This window comes from Halorubrum lacusprofundi ATCC 49239 (assembly GCF_000022205.1).
Taxonomy (GTDB): domain Archaea; phylum Halobacteriota; class Halobacteria; order Halobacteriales; family Haloferacaceae; genus Halorubrum; species Halorubrum lacusprofundi.
This window is the reverse complement of record NC_012029.1, coordinates 2,537,547-2,561,887: the sequence shown is the minus strand read 5'-3', so window position 1 is coordinate 2,561,887 and position 24,341 is coordinate 2,537,547. Positions and strand designations below refer to the sequence as shown.

Sequence of the window (24,341 nt, the reverse complement as noted above, 5' to 3'; positions counted from 1 at the left end):
CGCTCACTCTTCGCGGTCCGTCCAGAAGTCGAACGAGCGCCCGGGCGCGAACACGTCGAGCCCGACCGCGAGCTCGTCGCCGGTGTTTTCCACTCTATGGGTCTCGTTGGACTCTAAGAGGACGGAATCGTTCTTCTGGAGCGTGACCGAGTCGTCCTCGGTGGCGACCGTGAGCTCGCCCTCTAAGCAGAGGCACACCTGCTCGTTCTCGTGGTCGTGCATCGGCGAGCTGTGGCCCGGCGGCTTCTCGAACCACTCGAAGGAGAACTGGTCGCTGCCCGCCATCGACACGCGCCGCCAGCCGTCCTCGGGCTCGTACGTCTCGGCGTCGTCGAACGCGACCGGCTTCATAGGTTCGCTCCGGTCGAGCCGCCGTCGATCGGGAGTGCGGTGCCGTTGATGTACCCCGACTTCGGCGACGAGAGGAACGCGACGGTGTTGCCGAGCTCCATCGGGTCACCGATGCGGCCGAGCGGGTTCTGCGCCCAGTCGTCGAGCCCTTCCTCGTAGGAGTCGTAGTCGCCGCGCTCGACGGCGGCCTCGACGAGGTCACGGATCCGGCTCGTCTCGTGGGGGCCCGGCAGGACGGCGTTCGCGCGGATCTCCGGAGCGAACTCCTTCGAGAGGGTCTTCTCCAGCCCGATGACGCCCATCCGGACGGAGTTCGACAGCACGAGGCTGTCGATGGCCTCCTTCACGCTGCGGGAGGTGATGTTGACGATGGTGCCGCCGTCGCCCTCCTTGAGGTGCGGATACGCCTCCCGCGCCAGCCGGACGACGCTCATCACGAGCAGGTCGAAGGCGTGCTGCCAGTCCTCGTCGTCGGTGTCGAGGAACGCGCCCGAGGGCGGTCCGCCCGCGCTCGTCACGAGGTGGTCGATCGTGCCGAACTCGTCGACGGTCGCTTCCACGAGCGCCGCGACCTCGTCCGCGTCGGTCAGGTCGGCGGGCTGTGCGACGACCTCGCCGGTCGCGACCGCCTCGATCTCCTCCTTGGCGGCCGCCAGCCGCTCCTCGTCGCGGCCGTTAATGACGACGTTGACGCCCTCGCGGGCCAGCGCTTTCGCCGATGCCTTTCCGAGTCCGCTGGACGATGCCGTGACGAGGGCCGCGTTCCCGTCGATCTGTAGGTCCATGTCTCACTCATTCCGAGTGGTCCGTGAAAACGTTTCCCTATAGGCAAGGCAACTGATCTCGCACTGGAGACGCGACCCCCCGACTGCGCGGCGCCCGCGCCGGGCGGAAATTGGACCGCTACGCGCCCGAGCCGTGTCGGACCGCTACGCGTCCGGATCGTCGTCCGTCGCCGCCTCGAAGCGCGCCGTTCCGTCGTCGAACGCCACCGTCTCGCGTCCCACTACCCGCGCCGCTTCGGGGAGGTCGTCGACGACGGCATCGGAGACGCGAAGCTCGCCGAGGTCCTCCGTGTTCCGGATCCAGACGATCCGAACCGTCTCGGAGTCGTAGCCGCCGAGCGCCGCCGCCCCGGTCCGGAGCGCGAACTCGTCGTCGGGCGCCACGACGGGGAGCTTCGACTTCGAGAGCGACCCGCTGGTGAGCGCGTTCGCGTACGTCTTCTTCATGTCGAGCTGATCGACCGCGGCCTGCCGGGTGAGGTCGGCGAGCCCGATCCCGTTTCCGTTCCCCTTCGTCGCCTCTGTCAGTCCCCGGACGTAGATGAGGTCGATGGCCGGCGTTTCGGGATCGGGCGCGTTGAGGACGCGGTAGCGGCCGATGACGTTCGTGTCCATCCCGGCGCCCGAAATCTCCTTACCGATCTCGTCGATGACCAGCAGATCGATGTCGTCGACCGGGAGCGTCGGCATCTCCTCGTACGCGCGCTCCAGTAGCTCCGGCTCGCGGTCGAGGAACGAGCCGGCGGGCACCGCCTCTAGGTGGCCGATCTCCTCCTCGAAGTTCTCGACCAGCGCGATCCCGCCGATCAGCGGTGTCTCGCGCTCGATGACGTCGAGAGCTGCCGTCAGCGTCTCGACGTATCCCTCGGCGATCGCCGTCGAGTGGAACGACTTCGCGCCGCGCTGCTTGCCGAGGCCGACGACGGTCATCTTCGCGAGCCCGCTCTCGATCGGCCCGGTAAAGTTGGTGTGGGCCTTCACGCGGTTTATCACGAGCACGGTGTCGGCTTCCAGCGCCGCCTCGGAGAAGTACACGGGCGTCTCCGCGTCGCCGACGGACACCGTCGCTAACGCTCTGGCCGTCATTCGCGCGTCGATCGGCGCGCCTACGGTCTCCTCGGTGACCCCGAGCGCCGCCAGCACCTCGCGCTGCCCTTCGGGCGTCGCGCCGCCGTGGCTCCCCATCGCCGGCACGACGACCGGGTCGAAGCCGCGCTCGGCGAGCCGGGCGACGACCGCCGCCGCGACTTCGTCGATGCGGTCGATCCCACGGCTGCCGACGCCGACCGCCACCGTCGCGCCCTCGGGGAGGGCGTCGAGGTCGAGCGCGTCGAGTTCGTCGCGGGTCGCCGCGACCGGGTCGTCGAGGCGCTCCGTCCGCGGCTCGTACCGCACCCGCGCGAACTCCGGGAGCGGCTGCGGATCGATGAGGTGGTCGACGTCACGTCGGTCGGGGAACTCCATGTGGGGTCCCTCGCGGCGCCAGTACAAAAGCTGCGGGTGAGACTGCCAGTTGTAAGCATGCTGTCGCGACGACAGCCGGTGAGAGGCTTGCCGATACAGGGGTCTACTTGTACCCGTGTGACGCCGCTGCACACATGGAAATAACCGAAGTCGAGTCATTTCCGATCAAGCTCCCGCTGGAGTCGCCGGTGTCGTTCTCCAACCGGACGCTCACCTATCGGGATCACGCGATCACGTACGTCAGGACTGACACCGGCCACGAGGGGGTCGGCTACTCGCTCGGGTACGAGGGAGCCGGCCTCATCGCCGACGCGGTCGAGTCGATGCTCGAACCGCTGCTCGTCGGTGAGGACCCCCGCGACACCGAGCGATTGTGGCACAAGATGTACGACGGCAACGTCCAGATCGGCCGCACCGGCCTCTTCTTGCGCGCGATTTCGACCGTCGACATCGCGCTCTGGGACGTGAAGGCGAAGGCCGCGGAGATGCCGCTCCACAAGCTGCTCGGCGGCCACTCGGAGTCGGTGCCGTCGTACGCCAGCGGCGGCTACTACCGCGACGAGAAGGGCCACGAAGCGCTTCGCGGCGAGATGCGACGGTACCTCGACGAGGGCCACGACATCGTGAAGATGAAGGTCGGTCGCCTGTCGGCCGCCGAGGAGGTCGAGCGCGTCGCCGCGGTGCGCGACGAGATCGGTGACGAGCGCACCCTCCTGCTTGATGCCAACGGCGTCTGGGGGTCCTCCACGGAGGCGCTCCGCAACTGTCGGGCGTTCGAGCCCTACGACCCGTACTTCATCGAGGAGCCCGTGATGATCGACCGCGTCGACACGATGGCCGAGGTGAACGACGGGATCGACTACCCCGTCGCCACCGGCGAACTGGAGGGGACCCGACACAACTTCGCGCGGCTCGTCGACTCCGGCGCGGCGACGATCCTCCAGCCCGACGTCACCGTCTGCGGCGGGATCACGGAGTGGCTGAAGATCGCTCACTACGCGTCGGCGTACGACGTGCAGATCGCGCCCCACTACAACTGGAACATCCACGCGTCGCTGTTAGGCGCCATCGAGAACGGCCTCTGGGTGGAGTACTTCTACCGCGACATGGACGTGAAGGCGTTCGACGACGTCGTCGCCGATCCGGTGAAGCCGGGCAACGACGGCAGTATCGAGCTACCAGACCGCCCCGGTCACGGCGTCCCGCTCGATAAAGACGCGCTCGCGAAATTCGCCGACGACTGATCCCCGACAGACACAATTTAGACACACATGAGAGACTACTCAGACCAGATCGACACCCGCGACCCGGACCGAGACGTACAGATCACCAGCCTCGACGCCTGCGTCGTCGAGGGGAACTTCGAGTGGAACCTGATCAAAGTGGAGACGGACGCCGGCGTCACCGGCATCGGCGAGGCGTACCGGGGCGGCGGCGTCCCGGAACTCGTCGAGTACACGAACCGGTTCCTCGTCGGCGAGAACCCGCTCGACGTCGAGCGGCTCGTTCGCTACATCTTCCAGGAGATGTCGGGTCACGGCGGCACGACCGGGAAGGTCGTCACCGCGGCGTCCGGCATCGAAATCGCGCTGTTGGACGCCGCCGGGAAGATCCTCGGGCTCCCCGTCTACCAACTGCTCGGCTCGAAGTACCGCGACGAGGTCCGGCTCTACTGCGACTGCCACGCCGGCGAAGCGTACGCGGTCGAGGACGGCGCGACCGCCTACGCCGGGGCCGAGGCGTACTCTCCCGAGGCGTACGCCGCCGAGGCCGCCCGCGTCACCGACATGGGCTTTTCGGCGCTAAAGTTCGACCTCGACCTCCCGGCCGACAACGAGAACGACCCGTACAACGGGCGCCTGAACAACGCCGCGATCCGGGAAAAGAAGGAGATCGTCGCGGCCGTCCGCGAGGAGATCGGCTACGACATCGACCTCGCCTTCGACTGCCACTGGGACTACTCCGTCGAGAGTGCGAAGCGGCTCGCCCACGAGCTAGAGGAGTTCGACCTGATGTGGCTTGAGGACCTGATCCCGCCGGAGAACATGGACGCCCAGAAGGAGGTGACGAAGGCGACGCGGACGCCTGTCGCGACCGGCGAGAACCGGTTCCGCGTGTTCGAGCTGTCGGACCTGATCTACGACCACGGCGTCGACATCGTCACCCCCGACCCGGCGACGGTCGGCGGGCTCACGGAGACGATGCGGATCGCCGACCGCGCCGAGGAGAACTACATGCCGATGTCCCCGCACAACGTCTGCAGCCCGGTGGGGACGATGGCCTGCGTCCACCTCGGCGCGGCCACCCCGAACTTCGACCTCTTGGAGTACCACGCCCTGGAGGTCGACTGGTGGGACGACCTGCTGGTGCGCGACGAGCCGCTGATCGAGGACGGTCGAATCGCGGTGCCGGAGGCGCCCGGGCTCGGGATCGAACTCGACGAGGCCGTCGTCGAAGAGCACCTGCTCGAGGGAACCGACGGGTTCTGAGGCGGGCCGCCGGAGGTCCCGGACCGGGCCGCCGGAACTCGCACCGACTCGCGACCCCGGCGTCCCGACCGCCGGAGACTATGGTTATTTATCTCTGCGATCGCTAGCGATCGTATGCTCGATTACTTCGACATGGAGTCGACCCTGTCCGAGGAGGAGCGGATGCTCGTCGACTCTGCCCGGTCGTTCATCGACGGCGAGGTCGAGGACATCGGTCAACACTGGATCGACGGCACGTTCCCCATGGATCTCATCCCGAAGATGGGCGAGATGGGCTTTTACGCGCCGAACCTCGAAGGCTACGGCCTGCCGGGCGTCAGCGAGACGGCCTACGGCCTGCTGATGCGCGAACTGGAGGCGTGCGACTCCGGGCTCCGCTCGATGGCGAGCGTGCAGGGGGCGCTGGTGATGTACCCCATCCACGCGTTCGGCAGCGACGCGCAGAAGGAGGAGTGGTTACCGAAGCTCGGCACCGGCGAGGCCGTCGGCTGCTTCGGACTCACCGAGCCGGAGCACGGCTCGAACCCCTCCGCGATGGAGACGCGCGCCGAGGCCGACGGCGACGACTACGTGCTGAACGGCTCGAAGACGTGGATCACGAACTCCCCGATCGCGGACGTCGCCGTCGTCTGGGCGAAAGACCACACCGAGGAGGGGACGCCGGTTCGCGGGTTCCTCGTCGAGACCGACCGCGACGGGGTCACGACGAACAAGATCGACGAGAAGCTCAGCCTCCGTGCGTCGATCACGGGCGAGATCAGCCTTCAGGACGTGCACGTCCCCGCCGAGAACGTCCTCCCCGAGGTGACAGGGATGAAGGGGCCGCTGTCGTGTCTGACCCAGGCCCGCTACGGCATCGCGTGGGGCGCGGTCGGCGCCGCCATGGACTGCTTCGAGGTCGCCCGCGAGTACGCCACCGACCGCGAGCAGTTCGGCAAGCCGATCGGCGGCTTCCAGATGCAACAGCAGAAACTCGCGGAGATGGCGACGCAGATCACGCTCGCGCAACTGCTCGCCCACCGGCTCGCCGACCTCAAGGAGGCGGGCGAGATGCGGCCGCAACACGTCTCGATGGCCAAGCGCAACAACGTTCGCACCGCCCGCGACCAGTCGCGGATCGCCCGCGAGATGCTCGGCGGTAACGGGATCACCGCCGACTACTCGCCGATGCGTCACATGACGAACATGGAGACGGTGTACACCTACGAGGGCACCCACGACATCCACACCCTGATCATCGGTGAGGACCTCACCGGGATCCCGGCGTACCAGTAGCACCGACGGCTCGTTTCACTTTTCGACCGCTCTGTCAGGCCACCTGATTTCGCAGCCCGTCGTACTCGCCGGTCTCGTCGACCCGCTCAAGGTTCTCGACGAGAATGTCCGCGCGCCGCTCCCAGTACTTCGGCGTGTGGCCCGCGACGTGGGGAGTCAGGAAGACGTTCTCGAACCCCCACAGGTCGTGGTCGCTCGGGAGCGGCTCCGGGTCGGTGACGTCGAGGGCGGCCCCGTGGAGCGCGTTCGACCGCAGCGCGTCCACGAGCGCCGGCGTGTCGATCACGCCGCCGCGCGCGGCGTTGACGACGATCGCGTCCGTCGGCAGCGCGTCGAGTTCGCCCTCGCCGATCAATCCCTCCGTCGTCTCCGTCAGCGGGCATGCGAGGACGAGCACGTCCGTCCCCGGCAACACCTCAGGGAGGTCGTCGTAGCCGACCACCTCGTCCGTCGGCCCGCCCTTCTCCGGCGAGTAGCGGACGCCGACCGTGTCGACGTCGAATCCCTCGAACCGCTCGACGAGCGTCTCGCCGATGGACCCGAGCCCGACGACGGTGACGGTGCTGCCGGCGAGTTCGGTGAACGACTGGAAGCGGCGCCACTCTCGGCGCCGCTGTCGGCGTCGCCCCTCGTCGAGCCGCCGCGCGAACGTCAGCACCCAACCGAGCACGTGCTCGGCGATGTTCGGGCCGTGGACGCCTGACGCGTTCGTCACCGCGACGCCGCGCTCGGCGAGCGCGTCCAGCGGGAGGTGGTCGACGCCGGCGGCGTTGCACGCGAACAGCCGCAGGTTCTCGGCGGTCGCCGCCTCCTCCGCGTCGATATACTTCCCGGCGACGACGGTCGCCTCCCGCAGGTAGCGTCGGTGTTCGTCGGGCGTCGCGGCGAGACGGACTTCGCGGTCGGGGAGTCGTCGGGTGAGTATCTCCGCGTAGTCGGCCGCCGGAATACCGTGTGCATCGTGATCGAGTACCGCGATATCGATGGTGGACATGATCCTCGCGACGCGGCCGGCCGACAAAGTTCTCGGGGTGGCGGTAGCCGGCGCGGGCGAGCCGCGTCGAGCGGACGGCGCGTTATCGACTCACTCGCCCATCCGGATCGGCGGCGACGTGCTCATCAGGAGGAGACAGGCGATTCCGACGCCGGCGCTGACGACACCGGTTCCCACTCCCACCGCGCGAACCGCGGTCTCGAACCCGAGTGCGGAGGTCGCGACCGCGACGGCAACACCCATGACAACCGGAGTTGCCGTCGCCGCCGCGCGCCCGCTGCCCTCGCCGAGGCTGACGAGTCCGCCGCGCAGGTCCGCGGGCGGGAGCGTCGTGATGACGCTCCGGTAGATGGAGAGCACGAGCCCGAACCCGGCTCCCATGAACACGACGCCGACGGCGGCGACCGCGAGCGACGGGGCGAGGAAAGTGAGCGCGAGACCGGCGCCCATCGACAGGTTCGTCGCGACGAGCGGGTAGAGCCGGTCGTCGAAGAGGTCGGCGATGCGGCCCGCCTGCGACGCCGCGAGCGCGTACGTGAGGCTCGCGAGCGCCGCGAGGATCCCCGCCTCCGTCGGCGTGTAGCCGAGGACGTTGACGACGAGGATCGAATTGTAAGTGAGAAAGCCGAACCACGCGATGTTCGCCGTTCCGCGGGCGGCGACCATCGCCCACGCGCGGCGATGCGCGACGAGCGTCCGCATGTCGTCTAACTGCTCTCGGATCCCTGCCTCGGACTCCTCGTCAGGCGCCTCGTCGAGTGGCTCCTCGAAGTAGACGTAGACGACGGCCGCGATCGGGAACGCGACGGCGTACAGCAGGAACGGGTACTGCCACGCCACCCCGACGAGGACGCCTGCGGCCAGCGGGAACGCCGTCTGCGAGAGCCCGGAGCCGGTGAATCGGAGCCCCTGCGCGGTCGCCTCCTTCGTCCCCGCGTACAGGTCGCCGAGGCTGGTGATGATGATCGGCGTGAGCGCGGCGAACCCGATTCCCTGGAGCGCGCGCAACGCGAGCGCTGCGCCGAACGTGGAGACGAACGCGATCGCGGTGCCGGTGAGTCCGAACCAGCACAGTCCGAAGATCAGCACCGGCCGCCGCCCGTACCGATCGGAGATGACGCCCGCGATCGGGATGACGAAGATAGAGGGCGCGGTGAACGCCGACATCATGAGGCCGATGTTCGCCGTCGACGCGCCGAGCGGCTCGACCAACGAGCCGAGCACCGGCGACAGGAGAGCGGTGCCGAGCGGCGGGAGCACGTTGATGAGCAGCAGCAACTGGAAGGGTCGTTCCCGAACGATCCCCGAGTCGGCTCCCGCGATCGACGAGAGTGATACCACGCCTGTCCGCACACGGTCTCCCGAATTAAACCTACGTGTTACGACAGACGAGGCCGGATCGCCGGTTTAGAACCGTTCGACATACTCGAACGCTTATATGCGAGGACATCAAGTATCGACTATGACCGAACCATCGATCGACGCCGAGAACGGGACCGGAGCCGACACGGTTCGGACCGCAGAGACGATGTTCGACATCGTGCAACGCCTCGTTGACGACGACGGCGCGTCCCTGGCGGAGCTGGCGAGCGAGCTCGATTACGCGAAGAGTACGGTCCACCGGCACCTCCACACCTTGGAGGAACTCGGCTATGTCGTCCACCGCGACGACGGCTACCACGTCGGGCTCCGATTCCTCGAGGTCGGGGTCACCGCTCGGAGCAGCTACCGCGGGTACGACCTCGTGCGACGGAAAGTCGAGGAGATCGCCGAGGTGACCGGCGAGCGCGCGCAGTTCTTCGTCGAGGAACACGGAAAGGTGGTGTACCTCTCCCGGGCCGTCGGCAACCAGGCGGTTCGCACCGACCCCGGCATCGGCAGCCGCATCCCCCTGTACGCGGCGTCGGCCGGGAAAGCAATCCTCGCGGAGCTGCCGGAGCCGGAACTGTCCGATATGTTCGAACGCATGTCGTTCGATCCGGTAACGGAGCACACGATCACCGACCCGGAGGAGCTTCGCGCGGAAATCGAAGCGGGGCGGGAGCGGGGATACTACTTCAACCGGGAGGAGTCGCTCCGCGGGACTCACGCCGTCGGCGTCGCGATCTGCGGCCCGGACGGCGACGTGATCGGCGGGATCAGCGTGACCGGTCCCTCTCACCGCCTGAACGGGGAGCGGCTCGAATCCGACCTCCCCGACCTGCTGCTCGGGGCGGCCAACGAACTCGAACTCAACATCGCGCACTCCTGACGCCGTCGAGCGATCGAACCCCTCCCCGCCGCCGACAGTTCGTTCGACGACATCGAACAGAGACGCCGTCACTGGCTCGAAGGGAAGTCGGTGTCGTCGATTCAAATAACACGAGTACTGTTGTTATTTGAATCGGCCGAGAGAATCGTCGTTCAGACGGCGAGTCATCCCTGCCGAGCGGTTCGGACTCTCTGTCCGGCGTTGTCCGCTCCGACCTACTCATATAAAATTCTCGAACACTCTCGATTTCTAGTTGATATTTTAACTGATATTCGCTCGGCCGTTTCGGTCGCTCTCGGACCGTCACTCGACGATCCATCTCCGGACACCGAGTTGTGAGTGACCCGACCGTGACTCTCCGATCGTGATAATTCACGGATAAAACGACATCTTAGCTTATAAACCGTCGTACGACTGTGGTTTTAAAAGGATCTCGCGGATCGTCTCGTATTGCTCATCGGTCTGCTCGAAGTCCTCCCCCTGACGCTCGGCGTGCAATGTGAGATTCTATATGAGTCTTATATTATTCCATATCTGTATGTATTTCTGATACGACAGCGTTACCGACGCCGAATGGGGAACGCGCGGCTTCCGCGCTCACCACCGGTACTCCGTCCGTGATCGATCGGGCTCCGGTGCCGACCGCGTCGATCGACTTCGTTCGACGGAGTCGAATACGAGACGGGGGTCGATGCGGGCGATGCTTCGGCGTGTTTCGCCTTCAGCTCGCAAAAAGGGACTCGGGAGGTGCGGTCTGTCCGGCGGGCGGTCGTCGCGACGGTTCCGGCTCAGGCCGTCTCCATCTCCCGTTCGAGGTCGCGGAGCCGCTCGATCCGGCTCTCCGTCGGGGGGTGCGTCGAGGCGATCTTGCCGACGAACCCCGCCTTGATCGGGATGATGAAGAACGCGTTCATCTCCGCCTCCTCGCGGAGGTCCTCCTTGGGTACGCGGTCCATCCGGCCGTCGATCGTCATCAGCGCCGAGGCGAGCGCGCCGGGCTTCCCCGTGATGAGCGCCGCGCCACGGTCGGCCGAGTACTCGCGGTACCGCGACAGCGCGCGAATGAGCAGGAACGAGACGATCCAGACGAGGATCGACACGACGATTGCGACGATGACGGGCGCGCCCTGCCGGTTGTCGCCGCTGAACAGCCATCCCCACCGCACGATGAAGAAGGCGATCGTCGAGAGGAACGACGCGATGGTCATCACCATCACGTCGCGGTTCTTCACGTGCGCGAGCTCGTGGGCGAGCACGCCGTCGAGCTCGTCGTCGTCGAGCGCTCGGAGCAGGCCGGTGGTCACGGCGACGGTCGCGTTCTTCTTGTTCCGGCCGGTCGCGAACGCGTTCGGCACCTGCGTGTCGGCGACGGCGACGGTCGGCTTCGGGAGATCGGCCTGCTGGCTCAGGCGCTCGACCCGTCGGTGCAGATCCGGATACTCCTCGGGGCTCACCTTGCGAGCGCCCATGCTCCGCAGGGCGAGCTTGTCGCTGAAGAAGTACTGGGCGAACGAGAACGCGCCGAACATCGCGAGGGTGAAGATGATCTCGACGTTGAATACCTCGATCAGGACACCGATGAACACGACGTAGAGGGCGAAGAGCAGGAACATCGTGAACCCCATCCGTCCACGTAATCCCCAATCCGTCTTCCATTCCATACCTGTATTGTACCCCTCAGTCGGTTAAAGACTGCCGGAGACGGCGACGGTAGCGCTTTTCCCTCGCCCGGGCGACCCGCACGCATGGAAACCGTTCTCGTCACCGGCGGTCGCGGCGCCTCCGGGCGTTGGATCGTCGACCGACTCGCGGGCGACTACGAGGTCGTCGTCGTTGACTACGAACATCCCGGTCCGGGAGTCGACCCGACCTCCCACGTCTCGTTCCGCGCAGCCGACCTCGCCGACCGCGGCGAGGCGCTCGACGTGGTCCACGCCGTCGACCCCGACGTGGTCGTCCACTGGGCAGCGATCCCGGTCGCGGGCACCCACCCCGACGGTCGCGTGTTCGAGACGAACGTCCACGCGGCGAAGAACGTCCTCGACGCCGCCGGACGCGCCGACGCCCGGATCGTACAGGCGTCGAGCGACGGCGCCTACGGGTTCTTCTTCGCCGATCCGACGCCGTTCCCCGACGAGCTGCCGATCACCGAGGACCATCCCCTCCAACCAGAAGACCCGTACGGCCTCTCGAAGGTGACCGCGGAGGCGGCCGCGGGCGCGGTCGCGCGCCGCGAGGGCGTCCCAGCCGTCTCGATCCGCCCCTCGTGGATCCAGTTCCCGGGCGAGTACGCCTGCCGAAGCGACGGGTACGTGAACGACCTCGACGCCGGCGCAGGTAACTTCTGGTCGTACATCGACGCCCGCGACGTGGCCGACCTCGTCGCCGCTGCGCTCGCGGACACGGCGGGATCGGACCCGACGGTAGCGCCCGGAACCCACGAGGCGGTCAACTGCGTCGCCGCCGACAACGCGCTCGGTCGCCCCCTGCTCGACCTGTTGCGGGAGGCGTACGGCGAGGTCCCCGACGACTGCGCGGTCGACGGGAGCGCGCTCGCCGAGGGCGACGATCGCGGCGCGTACGCGATCGCGAAGGCCGAGCGACTGTTCGGGTGGACGCCCTCGCGCTCGTGGCGCGAGGCGGCCAACGAGGACGTTTCTGAGCCGACGCTGTTCGAGCGGTAGGCCGCGGGGGATGCGCCTCGGCTCCGTTCCTATCAGCAGCAGGAGACACGTTCCAACCCTCTCGCGGGTTCCAACCCTCTCGCGGTCGGGATCCGCTTTTAATCAAAATTATCATACGAGAATATATTAAAAATGAAATTAACAATAGGTTCATATATTAATCCAGCGATAGAGTACCGTGAGTAAAAATATCAGGTCTCAAATCGAGCTCTCGCGGCGAACCGTACTGCGGAGGGGTGCTATCCTCTCGACGTCCCTCGGACTAGCCCTGTTAGCGACGACCGGTCAGGCAGCGGCGATGAACAAAGCGGAACTGATCGAGTCGATGGCGAGTGAATCCGGACTGAGCAAGTCGGACGCGAAGCGGGCGCTCGACACGTTCACCGACGCGACGACGAAAGCCTTGGAGAAGGGCGACAGCGCCGTACTGGTCGGATTCGGATCGTTCAGTATCTCGAAGCGCTCCGCCCGGACGGGGCGAAATCCGAGCTCCCGAAACGGACCTGTAGACGACTCGCCGGTGACGTTCGACGCCTGCCCGGAGTTCGCGGCCGCCCTCGATCTCAACCCCGGCAAGGGTGACGAGGCCAGCGCCAAGTGCCGGGACGCCGACGTGGTGATCGACGCGAAGTACATCGCGAGTGAAACGAGACGCAACTCGCACGAGGGGTTATCGGAGGACGACGCGAAGTGGGCGCTCGAGGCGTTCATCAACGCGACGACGAAGGCCCTGAAGAAAGGTGATCGGCTGTCGTTGGGTGAGGAAGAGGACGAGAATAAGGGGTTCGGCACGTTCAGCATCTCAAAGCGGTCTGCCCGGACCGGACGAAACCCTCAGACCGGAAAAGAGATCCAGATCGCGGCGAAGAACGTGGTCAAGTTCAAGGCGGGTGCCGAGCTCTCCAAGGCCGTCAAGTGAACTACCCTCCCCTACTCGCTCACGGCTGACGCCGCTCGCTCCTTGAGAGTAGGGCTTCCTGCTTCCAGGACGCGCTTTGCAGATACTGCTGTATCCACAGGGAGCGCAGTCTCCACAGGCGTTGATTCGGAGTGTCCCACTCCTACATCTCCGAGGCCACGAGAAAGAATGTTCCACGCCGCGTTCGCGTCCCTGTCCGCCTCAAACCCGCAGGCGGGACAGGAGTGTTCACGGACCCACAACGGCTTCTCCGTCGAGACGCCACATGACGCACACTCCTTGGTCGTCCCTCTCGGATCAACCGCCACGAAGTGTGCCCCCTCCCGTTCGCACTTGTATTCGAGCAACGAGAGGAACGTCCGCCACGCGGCGGAGGCGGTGTTGCGGCTGTTCGCCGGCGACTCCATCATCCCCTTCACGTTCAGGTCTTCGACCGCCACGAGATCGTACTCCCGAGCGTAATACGCCGAGAGTTTGTGCAAGAAGTCACGGCGCTTCTGCCGGAGATTAGCGTGACACTCCGCGACTCGTCGCCGTTGCTTCTCGTAGTTGTTCGACCCGTGTTGCTTCCGCGAGAGTTTCCGTTGCTCGCGCTCCAAGCGTTCACGTTTGTCGGTGAGATCGAGCGACCCGACTGCTGTGCCGTCGGTGTCGTGAGCGTACTTGAGAATCCCCACGTCGATACCGACGCACTTCTCGGGATTCTCAGGTGGCTCAGGAGGTTCACGGTCCATTTGGACGCCGAACGTGGCGAACCACTCGCCCGTCGGTTCCTTCTTGACCGTGACCTGCTTGAGCGTGGCGTCGTCGGGGATGGCGCGGTGAAGCCGAATCGGTATGTCCGCGAGTTTCGAGAGTGACAGCACAGTCTGACCGCCCTTCTTGTCGAGCTTGAAGCCAGACTGACTGTACGTGAAACTGCGGAACTCCCGTGGCGGCTTCCACTTGAGTTGGCCGACGCCGTGGCCGTTCTTCTTGAGCGCAGAGAGGCCTTTGAGGTTGTCAAACAGCCGTTCCACGACGGTTTGGAGAACCTTCGAGTACACGTCCGAGAGGCCGTCCCACCATTTCTTGAGGTCGGGTAGCTCCGACCGAAGCGTGGTCATGGATGGCAGTTCACCGTGCTCGTCTTGGTACTCGTTGAGGCGGTTGAGTGTGTGGTTGTACAGTTGCCTACAAATGTCTCGGTGGCGGTCCAACGCCTCGCGGTGGGCGTCGGACGGTTTGAGACGGTACTTGTAGGCGTAGTACATTCTACTCGCGTTGGTCCTCGACGTACTGTTTCAACACATCCAGCGACACCTGCCCCGTCGAGATGAGGCAGTACGAGTCGTTCCAGAACGAGTCGCCCCACAGTTCGGTTTTCAGTTCGTCCGCGTACTCGTTGCGGATACGGCGAGCGGTTGCGCCCTTGACCGTGTTGATGAACTTCACGAGGTCCGTGGTTGGTTTCGCTCGGAACAGGATGTGTACGTGGTCGTCCTCGCCGTCGAGGTTCGTCAGTTCGACACCGTAGTTGTCCGTGAACCCGCCGATGACCTCGTGAATGAATTGGGTTCGCTCCTCGGTTAGCACTCCGCGCCGATACTTCGTGGTGAGTATCAGGTGGTAGTGCAGGGAAAACGTCGAATGCGCTCCCGAGTCGAGGTCGTACACTATTAGGTTCGACAAATACTATGCTACCCTACTGCAAAAAAATTGTGATTACGAGGATCTGTTGGCCTGCCACCGAATCGTATATGAGAACTGTGCGGCGCTGTATCCCCTCCCTGCTCGCGCCTCCCGTTCGGTCGCCGCTCGCTGAGGAAGGGGGCTTAGCGCCTCAATTCAGCTAAATCGTCAAGATTGCGTTGACCAGCGTCCGCGTCGCGATCGCCGTCGCCGCACCCAACCACGTCAACAGCACGAAGTGGATGTACCCGTTTGCGGGGTTGCCGCCGTCGATCCGTCGGATCATCTGCGAGGAGAGCGAGGCGTTAAAGAGGACGACCGTGAGCAGCAGGTACTCGATGAGGGGGATGTCGTACGCCCCGGGGTAGACGATCTGACCGATATCCATCTCATCGAGCTGGAAATCGGCCGTCAGGTCCGCGAGGATGGCGACGATCTCCAGTCCGATGAAGAAGGCGAACGTCGCCGCCGCCGTGATCCCGTACAGCAGGCCGATAAAGGTCATCGCCGCCTGCCGGCGCTGCTCGCGGAGCTGGTTCACGGCGTTCATGTTCTTCGAGATCAGTTCGCCGAGCATCTTCGGATCTCCGCCCATCTGCCGGCCGACGAGGTACATCTCGGAGAACTTCTGGATGAGGTACGACCGTGTGTCGTACGTGAACTGCTCCCACGCGCCCTCGGTGCTGATCCGCATGTTGAGCCGGCGGTAGAGCCGCTCGATCGACGGCGAGAGGTCGCCGAAGTTCTTGTCGCGCAGCGTGGTCAACACGTCGGTGGTCGTCGACTGTTTGGCGCTCTCGGTCGCCCCGAGCGCCCGGATGAAGGAGGGGAACTCGCCGTCGCGGGCCGTGATCGCCTGCTCTTCGCTGCGGAGGACGACGCCGGTGATAAAGAGTGGTGAGATCGGCACCGCGAGGTACAGCGGGAGCCGCACGTCGTCGATGAACCAGAGCAGTCCGGGGAGCCCCGGGCCGTACCCGAACATCCCGGCGGCCGTGATCCCGATGATGAGGAAGGAGAGCCCGCCGCCGATCCCGAGCGACGCCCACAGCTTCAGGTCGCCGGGCGCGCGCTCGTCCGGGTGAAACCAGATCGGGTCGTACGGCGAGGTCGCCCGGATCATCGCGTAGAACCCGAGCTGGACGAAGACGAAGAGGACGATGACCGCCGCGACCGTCGCGGTCGGGTCGTTCCCGGTCAAGATCGGGAGGACGATCGCGAACACCAAGGCGAACGTCATCGAGAGGATCATCGACATGTACAGGTCCTTCATCACCTCCAGATTCGACAGCGAGGACTCGTACAGCGTCTCGTACTTCGCGAGCATGACGTCCTGCTCGGAGACGAGGAACTCCTCTAACGACTGGCCGGCGCCCATCGTGTAGCCGAGCCGGTCGAAGAAGTCGGCCATCGCGTCGGAGGGGACCTCCTCAGCCCGCCGCCGACACGCGTCGTCGAGGCTCTGGTTCCACGTGTCGACGAGGTGGACGACGCGGGCGATCTCCTCGGCGGCGACGCCGTACTCCTCTTCTTTCGCTAAGGTTCTAAACACCTCCATGCGGTCGATGTTCGTCGTCGACAGCACGGTCATGTGGGTCATCACGAGATGCAGTTGGTTGTCGATCTTGTTCTCCAGACTGGAGAGGTAGATCTTCGGGTAGATGACCGCCGACACCAACACGAGCCCGCCGAACATCGGGACGGGAACCCGCGCGGCGAAGGGGAGCGGGAGGACGAACAGACCGACGACGCTCGCGAGGAAGACGAGGATCGCCGGGATCAACACGAACCCAACGTACTTCCGCTTCGAGATGTCGAGCTTGTCGTACGACTCCATCACGGCCGAGGTTAGCTCGGCCGCGGTCGCGAGCCCGTTGCCGACCTCCTTCACCGCCATGGCTATCTGACGTTCCGGTGCATGTCGAAGGGGAGCCCCTCGACGCCGTCGCGTTGGAAGGAATCGATCGCGTTGTTCACCTCGTGGTAGCCCAAGATCCCCTCTTGGATCATCCGCTCTATCAGCTCCGCGCGGAACTCCAAGTCGTCGTAGATGTCACGGGTGTCGGCGTACCCCAGAAGCGTCGCGATCTGCTCTTCTAACACGTAGGAGTTGTTCATTCCCTGGAAGACGATCTCGTCTTCGACGGGGTCCCAGCTGAACACCTCGCGGGTGACGACGCCCTCCATCTCCTTGGAGTACCCCTCTATCTCCTGAACGCTGGTCACCCGGCGCAACACCTGATCGCCCTGCTTCACCCGGTTCTGGAACAGCGCCACGTCGGCGTTGTCCATGAACGTCTCGGGGACGTTGATCGGCTCGGAGGTGAACCGCTGGATCATCGAGACGATGTCGGACGCGTGGAAGGTCAGCATGACCGGGTGCCCCGTCTGGGCCGCCTGGAACGCCATGCGCCCCTCGGCGCCCCGGACCTCGCCCACGATGATGTAGTCAGGACGCGATCGGAGCGCGGCAGCGACTAGGTCGAACATGTCCACGTCGGAGGAGCCCTCGCCGCCGCCCTCACGGGTCAGTAGCTGCTGCCAGGTGTTGTGCGGCGGGATGACCTCGGCGGTGTCTTCCGCGGTGTAGATCTTCGAGTCGCTCGGGATGTACGAGAGGATGGCGTTCAGCGTCGTCGTCTTCCCGGACGCCGTCTCACCGACGACGAACACCGTCTGCTCGTTCTCCAGACAGAGCCAGAGGTACGCCGACAGCTCGGGCGAGAGCGTCCCCCAGTTGGTGATCTGGTTGATCGACAGCGGCACCTCCTCGCCCTGCCGGATCGTGAGCGAGGAGCCCTTCAGCGACACGTCGTCGGAGTAGATGATGTTGATACGCGACCCGTCCGGGAGCGTAGAGTCGACGATGGGGTCGGAGTCGGAGAGCGGGTCGCCGATCCGCTCGCCCATGTTGCGCAGCCAGTTGTCGAACTCCTTCGGGGTGCCGAAGTCGACGGTCGTCTCCAGCATGCCGTAGGTGCCGTGATCGACGTGACACTCCTTGGGACCGATGACGTGAATATCCTCGTTGGCCGAGTCGCGCATCACCGGTTCGAGCGGGCCGAGCCCCACGATGTCGCGGTTGAGCCGGTAGCGGATGTTCTCGTAGGTCTCTTCGGTGACCGACAGCTTCCCCATGTTGAGCACCTTCGAGAGGCTGCCACGGAACCCCCCGTTCTGCTCGTCGACATGGGTGACCTCCTCTAACAGCTCCTCGATGAGGTCGTCGTACTCGGATTCGCTGTCGGGGGCGCTGTGCTGGCCGCTCACCGTGAGGAGGCGGTTTTTCACCTCGTTGAGGACCTCCGCCTGCGGGCCGGAGACCTCCGGCTCGATGGCGTAGTACTTGGTGTCCTGTCCGAGGTCGCCGTAGATGTGGCTGTAGATCGGTCCGCCGACGGGGTAGATGACGTTGGGGCGGTTCGACTCGTACTCGTCTTTCGGCTCCTCGATGAACTGCGGGAACTCCCCCGTTATCTGTTTGAACTCCCGAAGGTGCTCGCGGAGGTGCGGCCGCCGCATGGCGGCTTTCCGGAGTTCGTCTGACGGTTTCGCTGTTCCGTGTTCGGTCATGTCTTACTCCGTGTCTCCTGTCCGATCGGTCGCGTCCCGGCGGCCGGGACGGCTGTGCGTCGACTCGGGCATGCGTTCACGCGACGCTGCGGCTCTCGATGACGATTCCGGTCCCCGAGCGGACCGAAAAGCCGATCGTGTCGCCGACCTGTTCACCCATCCCCGCGAAGCGTTTCACGTTGATCTGCCGGCGGATGTCGTTGCCGACCTCGATCATCTCCAACTGGAGGAACACGTCGGCGATCGACCGGAACGGGCCGATCGCGTCGTCGTCGACGGCCGAGGGATCGACGGTGAGCACCACCACCTTCCCCTGTGAGATTATCTCCCGGAAAAAGGAGATGATCTCAAGGGCGGCCTGTCGTTCCTCGTTTTTCCGAACCAGCGCCTCGAAGGTTGGGTCGTTCCGGAAGATTGCGTCGAACGTGTCGAGGAAGATGACATCGGAGTTCCACATCGCCTCTGCGTTCATCAGCCGCTTGAGCAGCTCCTTGCGCTCCCCGTCGTCGTCGGAGAACGCTCCGCCGGAGTCGAAGTCGGCGTGGAGGAAGAGCAGCTCCTCCTGAAGGAGTGGCTTCACCATGTCGTACTCCAGCGAGTGCATCTGGTCGATGAACCCGCGGACGGTGAGCTCCGTCGACATTACCGTCACCGACGCGCCCTCTTCGACGAGTCCGTAGGCGAACCGCTGGGAGATGGCGCTTTTGCCGGCGCCGTAGTCGCCCTCCATGAGGACGATGCTCCCGCGGGGGATCCCCCCGCCAAGCTCCTTGTTCAGCCGGTCGCGCTCGCCGAGGCCGAGCGAGAGCAGGTTGTCGTGCGGCATGGTCAGTTACCCCCCTCCACGCGGAACTGGAACAGCTCCTCGTCGCCGTTGGCGGTGACGTACACCCGGTGGTCGCCGTCGGCGAGCCCGCCGTTCGTCCCGTCGAGCTCGTTCACGTTGATCGTGAGACGCAACACGTCGCCGCGGCTCCAGACCGCGCCGTTGTCGGCAGAGACGAGCTCGCCGTCAGCCGCGCTCGGCGGGATGTACTGGCCGTCGAAGACGACATCGAGTCCCGAGCCGTCGGGCGCGAGCCGATAGGTGCCGGTGTTCTTGATCAAGAGCGTGACGTTCTGCTGGCCGCTGGCGTTGTACACCCCCGCGTTCGCGTCGGAGATAATTGTCACGTCGGTCCGGAGCTGTTCGGTCGCATCGAGCCCGGCGTCCTCGACCGCCGCGCTCACGCGATCGACCCCCGTGGTGATCGTGCCGACCACGCCGGCGGCGATCACGAGACTTGCGATGAACAGGATGAGGTGCGAGACGGGAACGCTGGCCATCTACGCGCTCACCTCCGCGGTGTCGCGGACGCCGGACTCGACGACGAGGACGACGCGGGTCTCGCCCGCGACCACGTCGGTCGAGAGATCGTTCTTGTCGACCTCGATAGTCAGCGTCTCGCCGCCGAGCCACAGCTCGGTGTCGCCGTCGCCGTCGACGGTCGTGGTCGCGTTTGCCCCGCCCACGTCGACGTACTCGTTGTCGACGAGCAGCGTCGCATCGCCGGCGACGAGCCCGATCGAGCCGTCGTTGGTGGCGTTGACAGTGAGGTTGCCGGTCGTGTCGTCGTACGTCGCGTTCGAAACCGCGAAGTCCGTGTTCTGTCGTTCGAGCGCGCGCTCGTTTATCCCGTGTTGTGCGTCGCTGACGCGGTCGAAGCCGTTGGCCGCGACGGGGTAGAACGTCGTGAACGCGAAGAACAGCCCCGCGACGATGATGGCCGTCGACGCCGAGACGCTAACGCCCATCGCCCCACCCTCCGTCGGCCGGGTCGGCGCGGTCGGAACGCGGGTTCGGGTCGTTCATCGGCCGTGGAGAGCCGTCGTTGCGCTCGCGGCCCTCGGACCCGTGACGGTCCGCGTGGTCGTCCCGTCTCTCCGCGTGGCCGTTCCGTCTCTCCGCGTGGCCGTTTCGGTTTTCCGCGTCGCCGCCGTGACCGTTCTCGCTCGCGTGCCGGTCGCGGCCGTCGCTACTGCGATCCTCGCGTGGGGAACGTTCCTCGCGACGACCGCGCCCCCCGTGACCTCCTCGCCCCCTGCGACCCCCCGAACCGATCCGTGGCGGGCCGCCCCCGACCAGCGAACCGCCGGCGAGATCGTCCCAGCGGTCGAGCAGCAGCAGATGACCGCTCGTCCCGTTGAGTTGGGTCACGTACCGGAGACTGCGGGTGTGGTGCTCACGGACCAGCCGGTCGGTCCCGGGTCGGTCGACGAGGTTGCGGTCGATCGTGCCGAACCCGGAGAGGAAGTCGCGGAGCCGCGCGGCGGCCTCGGGACCGACCCACTCGATGCGCTCGTAGTAGTTGATCGCGCGTACCGCGTCGGTGACGTCGCTCTCGGAGACGAGGAACTCCAGCCACTCCATCACGAGGAGGTCGCCGACGTAGTCGCCGGGCAGCTCCGTGAGGTACGGCTTGCCGCGGGTCCCAGAAAGATCGCCCTCGCGGACGTACTCGAAGCCGTCGCCGCTCGCCTCGGCGGGATCGCCGCCGGGCTGTGGGCCGCGCGAGCGGTCGGCCTCCGGGTCGGGTTCCGACTCCGGCTCGTGGCCGTTCGTCACCGGACCGTCGTCGACGGGACCATCGTCGAACGCGCCCATCCCCTCGTCGAACGAGTCGACGCCGTCATCGGCGGGCCCATCGTCGCCGGGACCATCGTCGAACGGGTCCGGCTCGCCGCCGAGATCGTCTTCGAACGAGTCGCCCCCGTCGTCGAACGGGTCTTCGTCCGCGGCCGCATCCGCGTCCGTTTCGGCGCCGTCTTCGTCGGCCCAGTCGGCCTCCCCGGCGTCGTACTCCTCTTTCAGCTCGCTGAAGCTCTTTCCATCGTCGTTCATGTCGTCTCCGTCGTCCGCCGCCGCGGTCTCGGACGCGGCGTCGGCGGAGTCGCCGTCGTCCGTGTGCTCGTCGTCCGGTTCCTCGTCCAGCTCGGCGAACTCGTCGTCATCGTCTTCAAGGTCATCGTCGAGCAGGTCGTCGTCGAAGAACCCGTCGGCGTCCGCGTTCGCGACGTCCTCGTCGAGATCGTCGTCGGCTTCGTTCTCTTCTTCGTCGTCGTCGAAGAGGCCGAACGACCCCTCACTGCCGTCGTCGACCCCGTCGAAACCGCTGGAGTCGTCGACGAACGGATTGATGCCGCGGGTGACCATCTCGTAGATGTCGAGTAAGTTCCGCACGTCCTCCTCGATGTCGTCGACGGCGGCCGAGATCTCCTCGTTCTCCGAACGGACGGTCGAGACGGTCGACGAGAGCGAGGAGACCTCGTTCTCCAGGTCGTCGAGCCGTTTCTCCAGCTCGTCGGTGTCCGATCCGCCACCGCCGCCGTCGTCGAAGTCGTCGTCCCACTCGTCCATTCCGTCGAAGTCGTCGAAGTCGTCGCCGCCGCCCATTCCGCCGCCACCGCCACCACCCATCCCGCCGCCACCGCCGCCCATCCCGCCGCCGCCGAAGGGGTCGTCGCCGCCGCCCATGCCCCCGGAATCGTCGTCGTCGGAGCCGTCATCGTCGAGGAACCTGTCGAGGACGCTCGCACCGACGAGCCCCAGCGTGGCGACTATCCATGCGGCCGTTGGAGCTCCCCACACCGGTAGTTCGAGGCCCATTACCGAGTACCACCCCCAGAACACACTTCAATTCACCCCTCAAAATATCAACTGTGAGAAGACATTCACTTGGCGGAAAATCGGACGACTGCGCGGGTTCCGAGAGTCAGCTCGATCCCTTATAGGGTTCGCTCGAACCCGTCAGCGGCACGAACGACGAGTCGTCCGTCGGCCCTGAACCGGACGGTCCGGCCGACGCCGTCGCCGACGGCGCGCTCGACCACCGGAATCCCGACCGCATCGAGGGACTGCTCGACGCGCGCGACGTTCCGCGGCCCGACCGCATCCGTGAGATCGAGCATCTCCGCGCCGCCGGCGACGCGCGCTTCCAGTCGGCTGGTGGACGCCCCCGCAGCCTCCAACTCCGCGAGCAGCGTCTCGATTCCGGTGTCGACGTACTTCCCCGGTCGTTCGATCCCGGTGTCGGTTCCGGTACCGTTCGGCAACATTGCGTGTAACAGCCCCCGAATGCCGGTCGACCGATCGACGAGCGCCACGGCGACGCACGATCCGAGGCCGCTCGTGGTCAGCGTCTCCCCGCCGGTCGCGATCGCCAACTCGCTGACGCCGACCTTGATCCGGCCGGCGTCTTGGGTTTCGGACCCGTCGCGGGGCGTCCGATCGCGAGACGACGGGGGGTGGCTCACGGCTCCGAAAGCCGATCGAGCGCCCGCGCCAGTTCGCGCTCATCCGGGAGCGCGTACACGTCGCACCGCGCCTGTACGCCCTCCGTCTGAATCGCGGCGTCGATTACGAACCCGTAGTCCTGCCGCCGACTCAGCTTGGCGACCAGCGGGCTGATCGCCGCCGAGCCGATGTCGTGGACGAACTCCGGGGGCGAGTGGGTGATCGACGTGCCGAGCACGTTCGCCCACCCGTCGATGAACCCGCTCGTCATCACGTTACCGAGCTCGCAGAGCGCGTTCTCCGCCATCCCGCCGAGCGGCTCGTCCGGCTCGCTGGGGAGCATCGAGGCGGCGATCTTCGCCGCGGACTCCTCTTCGAAGAGGATCGCGAGGTAGCCGCTCGGCTCCCCTTGCAGTTCGAAGACGGTCCCCGCGTGCGGCTCGACGCCGACTTCGGCGGGTACGTCGGCGAGGGGGACGAATCGGAGTCGGCTCACGTCGACGCTCGTGTCGAGGCCCGTCATCATCGCGATGTTGTCGGCGGCGTTCGCGGAGCCCCGCTTCGCCAGCGACGCGAACGTCGACAGCGACTCGTACGGGATCGCGGTGCTCTCGGTGCCGTCGGTCCCCGCCCCGCCGTCCGCGCCCGACGCCGCGGCCGGCGCGGTCTTGCCCACGACGAGGTCGCGGAACTTCCCGGAGTCGGGAAGCATGTAGATGGAGAAGTCCAGATCCGTCGTCGTCGCGTCCAGCCGGCTCTCGAAGAGGAACACGCCGTCGCCGGCCAGCGCCCCGTCGGGCAGGACGGCGGCGCCGTCGGCCTCGAAGTACCGAGGCGGCGTCATGTCTATCGCCGCTCCGAGATAGTTCGCCCAGCCGTCCAGGAAGCCGCCGAGCGCGATGTTCCCGACCTCCGTCACCGCGCTGCGTCCCATCGACGCCCCACCGGGTAACAGCGAGAGCAGAGCGTCGACGTTCTCCGCGTCGAACGCGAGGACTGCCTCGCCCTCCAGCCCGCCGCGGAGCCCGACGCTCACGCCGATCGACTCCCGGCCGGCGAACGCCTCGGCGAGGTCCTCGCCGCTGGCGACGCTGGCGCCCGTGACCTCCACGGAGAGATCCGTACCTGTCAGGTCGGTGAGCGCGCCGGCGGCCTGTCTGGCCCCCCGCTCTGCCAACCGGTTACAGGCGCCGAGCGCCCGAACGTCGACGCGCATTATACCGCCGATCCGATGGCGTCGAGCACGTTCGGCTTCTGGAACGGCTTCGTGATGTACCCCTCGGCGCCGGCCTTGATGGCCGCCTTCATCTTCTCCTCTTGCCCGACACTGGTGCACATGATCACCGTCGCCTCCGGGTTCGTTTCGAGGATCTCCGTCGTCGCCTCGATGCCGTCGCGGATCGGCATCACGATGTCCATCATCACGAGATCGGGACCGTGTTCCTCGTACATATTGACCGCCTCAACGCCGTTTTCGGCCTCGCCGACGATCTCGAACTCCCCTTCGAGTATCTCCCGGAGCAGGTTCCGCATGAACTCCGAATCGTCCGCGATAAGCACGCGCGTTGCCATAGTTATCCGGAACGCGGGACAGCGTTCACTTAACGACTCC

At 65.9% G+C, this 24,341-nt stretch carries 23 protein-coding genes; 6 read left to right on the top strand and 17 right to left on the bottom strand.

The genetic code is table 11. The features are described from left to right. Nucleotides 1–3: 3 nt before the first annotated feature. The 3 genes from HLAC_RS12825 to HLAC_RS12815 form a co-directional block, all read right to left on the bottom strand. On the bottom strand, nt 4–351 hold the full coding sequence (locus tag HLAC_RS12825) for a cupin domain-containing protein (RefSeq protein WP_015911267.1): 348 nt from the start codon (nt 349–351) through the stop codon (nt 4–6). Continuing rightward, a complete protein-coding gene (locus HLAC_RS12820) occupies nt 348–1,136 on the bottom strand; it encodes an SDR family oxidoreductase (RefSeq protein WP_015911266.1) in 789 nt (262 codons plus the stop codon). The genes HLAC_RS12825 and HLAC_RS12820 overlap by 4 nt, the downstream gene beginning before the upstream one ends. Nucleotides 1,137–1,280: 144 nt before the next feature. After that, a complete protein-coding gene (locus HLAC_RS12815) occupies nt 1,281–2,600 on the bottom strand; it encodes a nickel pincer cofactor-dependent isomerase, group 22 (protein ID WP_015911265.1) in 1,320 nt (439 codons plus the stop codon). A 134-nt stretch (nt 2,601–2,734) separates the two neighbouring features. Here HLAC_RS12815 and HLAC_RS12810 point away from each other — a divergent pair, with 134 nt between their 5' ends. The 3 genes from HLAC_RS12810 to HLAC_RS12800 all read left to right on the top strand — a co-directional run bounded on the left by HLAC_RS12810 (nt 2,735) and on the right by HLAC_RS12800 (nt 6,364). Continuing rightward, a complete protein-coding gene (locus HLAC_RS12810) occupies nt 2,735–3,844 on the top strand; it encodes a mandelate racemase/muconate lactonizing enzyme family protein (RefSeq protein ID WP_015911264.1) in 1,110 nt (369 codons plus the stop codon). A gap of 27 nt (nt 3,845–3,871) precedes the next feature. Next, a complete protein-coding gene (locus HLAC_RS12805; RefSeq protein ID WP_015911263.1) occupies nt 3,872–5,089 on the top strand; it encodes a mandelate racemase/muconate lactonizing enzyme family protein in 1,218 nt (405 codons plus the stop codon). Nucleotides 5,090–5,203: 114 nt separating this feature from the next. Continuing rightward, entirely contained in the window at nt 5,204–6,364 is a 1,161-nt protein-coding gene (locus tag HLAC_RS12800) for an acyl-CoA dehydrogenase family protein (RefSeq protein ID WP_015911262.1), read from the top strand. A 34-nt stretch (nt 6,365–6,398) separates the two neighbouring features. Here the strand turns inward: HLAC_RS12800 and HLAC_RS12795 are convergent, their stop codons facing one another. Then, nucleotides 6,399–7,358: a D-2-hydroxyacid dehydrogenase gene (locus tag HLAC_RS12795; protein WP_015911261.1), complete on the bottom strand. Its 960-nt coding sequence runs from the start codon at nt 7,356–7,358 to the stop codon at nt 6,399–6,401. A 90-nt stretch (nt 7,359–7,448) separates the two neighbouring features. Next, nucleotides 7,449–8,699, bottom strand: coding sequence for an MFS transporter (locus HLAC_RS12790; RefSeq protein ID WP_049933603.1), 1,251 nt, complete (start codon nt 8,697–8,699; stop codon nt 7,449–7,451). Between the two features lie 121 nt (nt 8,700–8,820). Here HLAC_RS12790 and HLAC_RS12785 point away from each other — a divergent pair, with 121 nt between their 5' ends. Further along, complete coding sequence (locus tag HLAC_RS12785) at nt 8,821–9,609, top strand: IclR family transcriptional regulator (RefSeq protein ID WP_015911259.1); 789 nt, start codon at nt 8,821–8,823, stop codon at nt 9,607–9,609. A gap of 788 nt (nt 9,610–10,397) precedes the next feature. Here the strand turns inward: HLAC_RS12785 and htpX are convergent. Further along, nucleotides 10,398–11,270: a zinc metalloprotease HtpX gene (gene htpX / locus HLAC_RS12780; RefSeq protein WP_015911258.1), complete on the bottom strand. Its 873-nt coding sequence runs from the start codon at nt 11,268–11,270 to the stop codon at nt 10,398–10,400. 84 nt (nt 11,271–11,354) lie between these two features. On the opposite strand from htpX, the gene HLAC_RS12775 reads away from it, so the two are divergent. After that, nucleotides 11,355–12,293 carry an NAD-dependent epimerase/dehydratase family protein gene (locus HLAC_RS12775; RefSeq protein WP_015911257.1) on the top strand — a complete coding sequence of 313 codons (939 nt, stop codon included), beginning with the start codon at nt 11,355–11,357 and terminating at the stop codon, nt 12,291–12,293. A 298-nt stretch (nt 12,294–12,591) separates the two neighbouring features. Beyond that, nucleotides 12,592–13,212 carry an HU family DNA-binding protein gene (locus tag HLAC_RS19985; protein ID WP_015911256.1) on the top strand — a complete coding sequence of 207 codons (621 nt, stop codon included), beginning with the start codon at nt 12,592–12,594 and terminating at the stop codon, nt 13,210–13,212. A gap of 11 nt (nt 13,213–13,223) precedes the next feature. On the opposite strand, the gene HLAC_RS12760 is transcribed toward HLAC_RS19985, so the two are convergent. The 11 genes from HLAC_RS12760 to cheY all read right to left on the bottom strand — a co-directional run bounded on the left by HLAC_RS12760 (nt 13,224) and on the right by cheY (nt 24,301). After that, nucleotides 13,224–14,465, bottom strand: coding sequence for an RNA-guided endonuclease InsQ/TnpB family protein (locus HLAC_RS12760; RefSeq protein ID WP_015911255.1), 1,242 nt, complete (start codon nt 14,463–14,465; stop codon nt 13,224–13,226). 1 nt (nt 14,466) lies between these two features. Further along, on the bottom strand, nt 14,467–14,871 hold the full coding sequence (tnpA, locus tag HLAC_RS12755; RefSeq protein WP_049933764.1) for an IS200/IS605-like element ISHla15 family transposase: 405 nt from the start codon (nt 14,869–14,871) through the stop codon (nt 14,467–14,469). 172 nt (nt 14,872–15,043) lie between these two features. Next, nucleotides 15,044–16,780, bottom strand: a complete 1,737-nt coding sequence (gene flaJ, locus HLAC_RS12750; RefSeq protein WP_015911253.1) for an archaellar assembly protein FlaJ — start codon at nt 16,778–16,780, stop codon at nt 15,044–15,046. A 2-nt stretch (nt 16,781–16,782) separates the two neighbouring features. Continuing rightward, a complete protein-coding gene (locus HLAC_RS12745; protein WP_015911252.1) occupies nt 16,783–18,456 on the bottom strand; it encodes a type II/IV secretion system ATPase subunit in 1,674 nt (557 codons plus the stop codon). A 76-nt stretch (nt 18,457–18,532) separates the two neighbouring features. Further along, nucleotides 18,533–19,282 (bottom strand): archaellum protein ArlH, encoded by a 750-nt coding sequence (arlH, locus tag HLAC_RS12740; RefSeq protein ID WP_015911251.1) that lies wholly within the window; start codon nt 19,280–19,282, stop codon nt 18,533–18,535. A 2-nt stretch (nt 19,283–19,284) separates the two neighbouring features. Next, entirely contained in the window at nt 19,285–19,782 is a 498-nt protein-coding gene (arlG, locus tag HLAC_RS12735) for an archaellum stator protein ArlG (protein WP_015911250.1), read from the bottom strand. After that, nucleotides 19,783–20,250 (bottom strand): archaellum stator protein ArlF, encoded by a 468-nt coding sequence (gene arlF, locus HLAC_RS12730; protein ID WP_015911249.1) that lies wholly within the window; start codon nt 20,248–20,250, stop codon nt 19,783–19,785. Next, complete coding sequence (locus HLAC_RS12725) at nt 20,240–22,102, bottom strand: FlaD/FlaE family flagellar protein (protein WP_015911248.1); 1,863 nt, start codon at nt 22,100–22,102, stop codon at nt 20,240–20,242. The genes arlF and HLAC_RS12725 overlap by 11 nt, the downstream gene beginning before the upstream one ends. A gap of 119 nt (nt 22,103–22,221) precedes the next feature. Then, the gene (locus HLAC_RS12720; protein WP_015911247.1) at nt 22,222–22,749 is read right to left on the bottom strand and encodes a chemotaxis protein CheD; all 528 of its coding nucleotides are present in this window, start codon (nt 22,747–22,749) and stop codon (nt 22,222–22,224) included. Beyond that, nucleotides 22,746–23,945, bottom strand: a complete 1,200-nt coding sequence (locus HLAC_RS12715; protein ID WP_015911246.1) for a chemotaxis protein CheC — start codon at nt 23,943–23,945, stop codon at nt 22,746–22,748. The genes HLAC_RS12720 and HLAC_RS12715 overlap by 4 nt, the downstream gene beginning before the upstream one ends. Further along, on the bottom strand, nt 23,945–24,301 hold the full coding sequence (gene cheY, locus HLAC_RS12710; RefSeq protein ID WP_015911245.1) for a chemotaxis protein CheY: 357 nt from the start codon (nt 24,299–24,301) through the stop codon (nt 23,945–23,947). The genes HLAC_RS12715 and cheY overlap by 1 nt, the downstream gene beginning before the upstream one ends. Nucleotides 24,302–24,341: the final 40 nt, after the last annotated feature.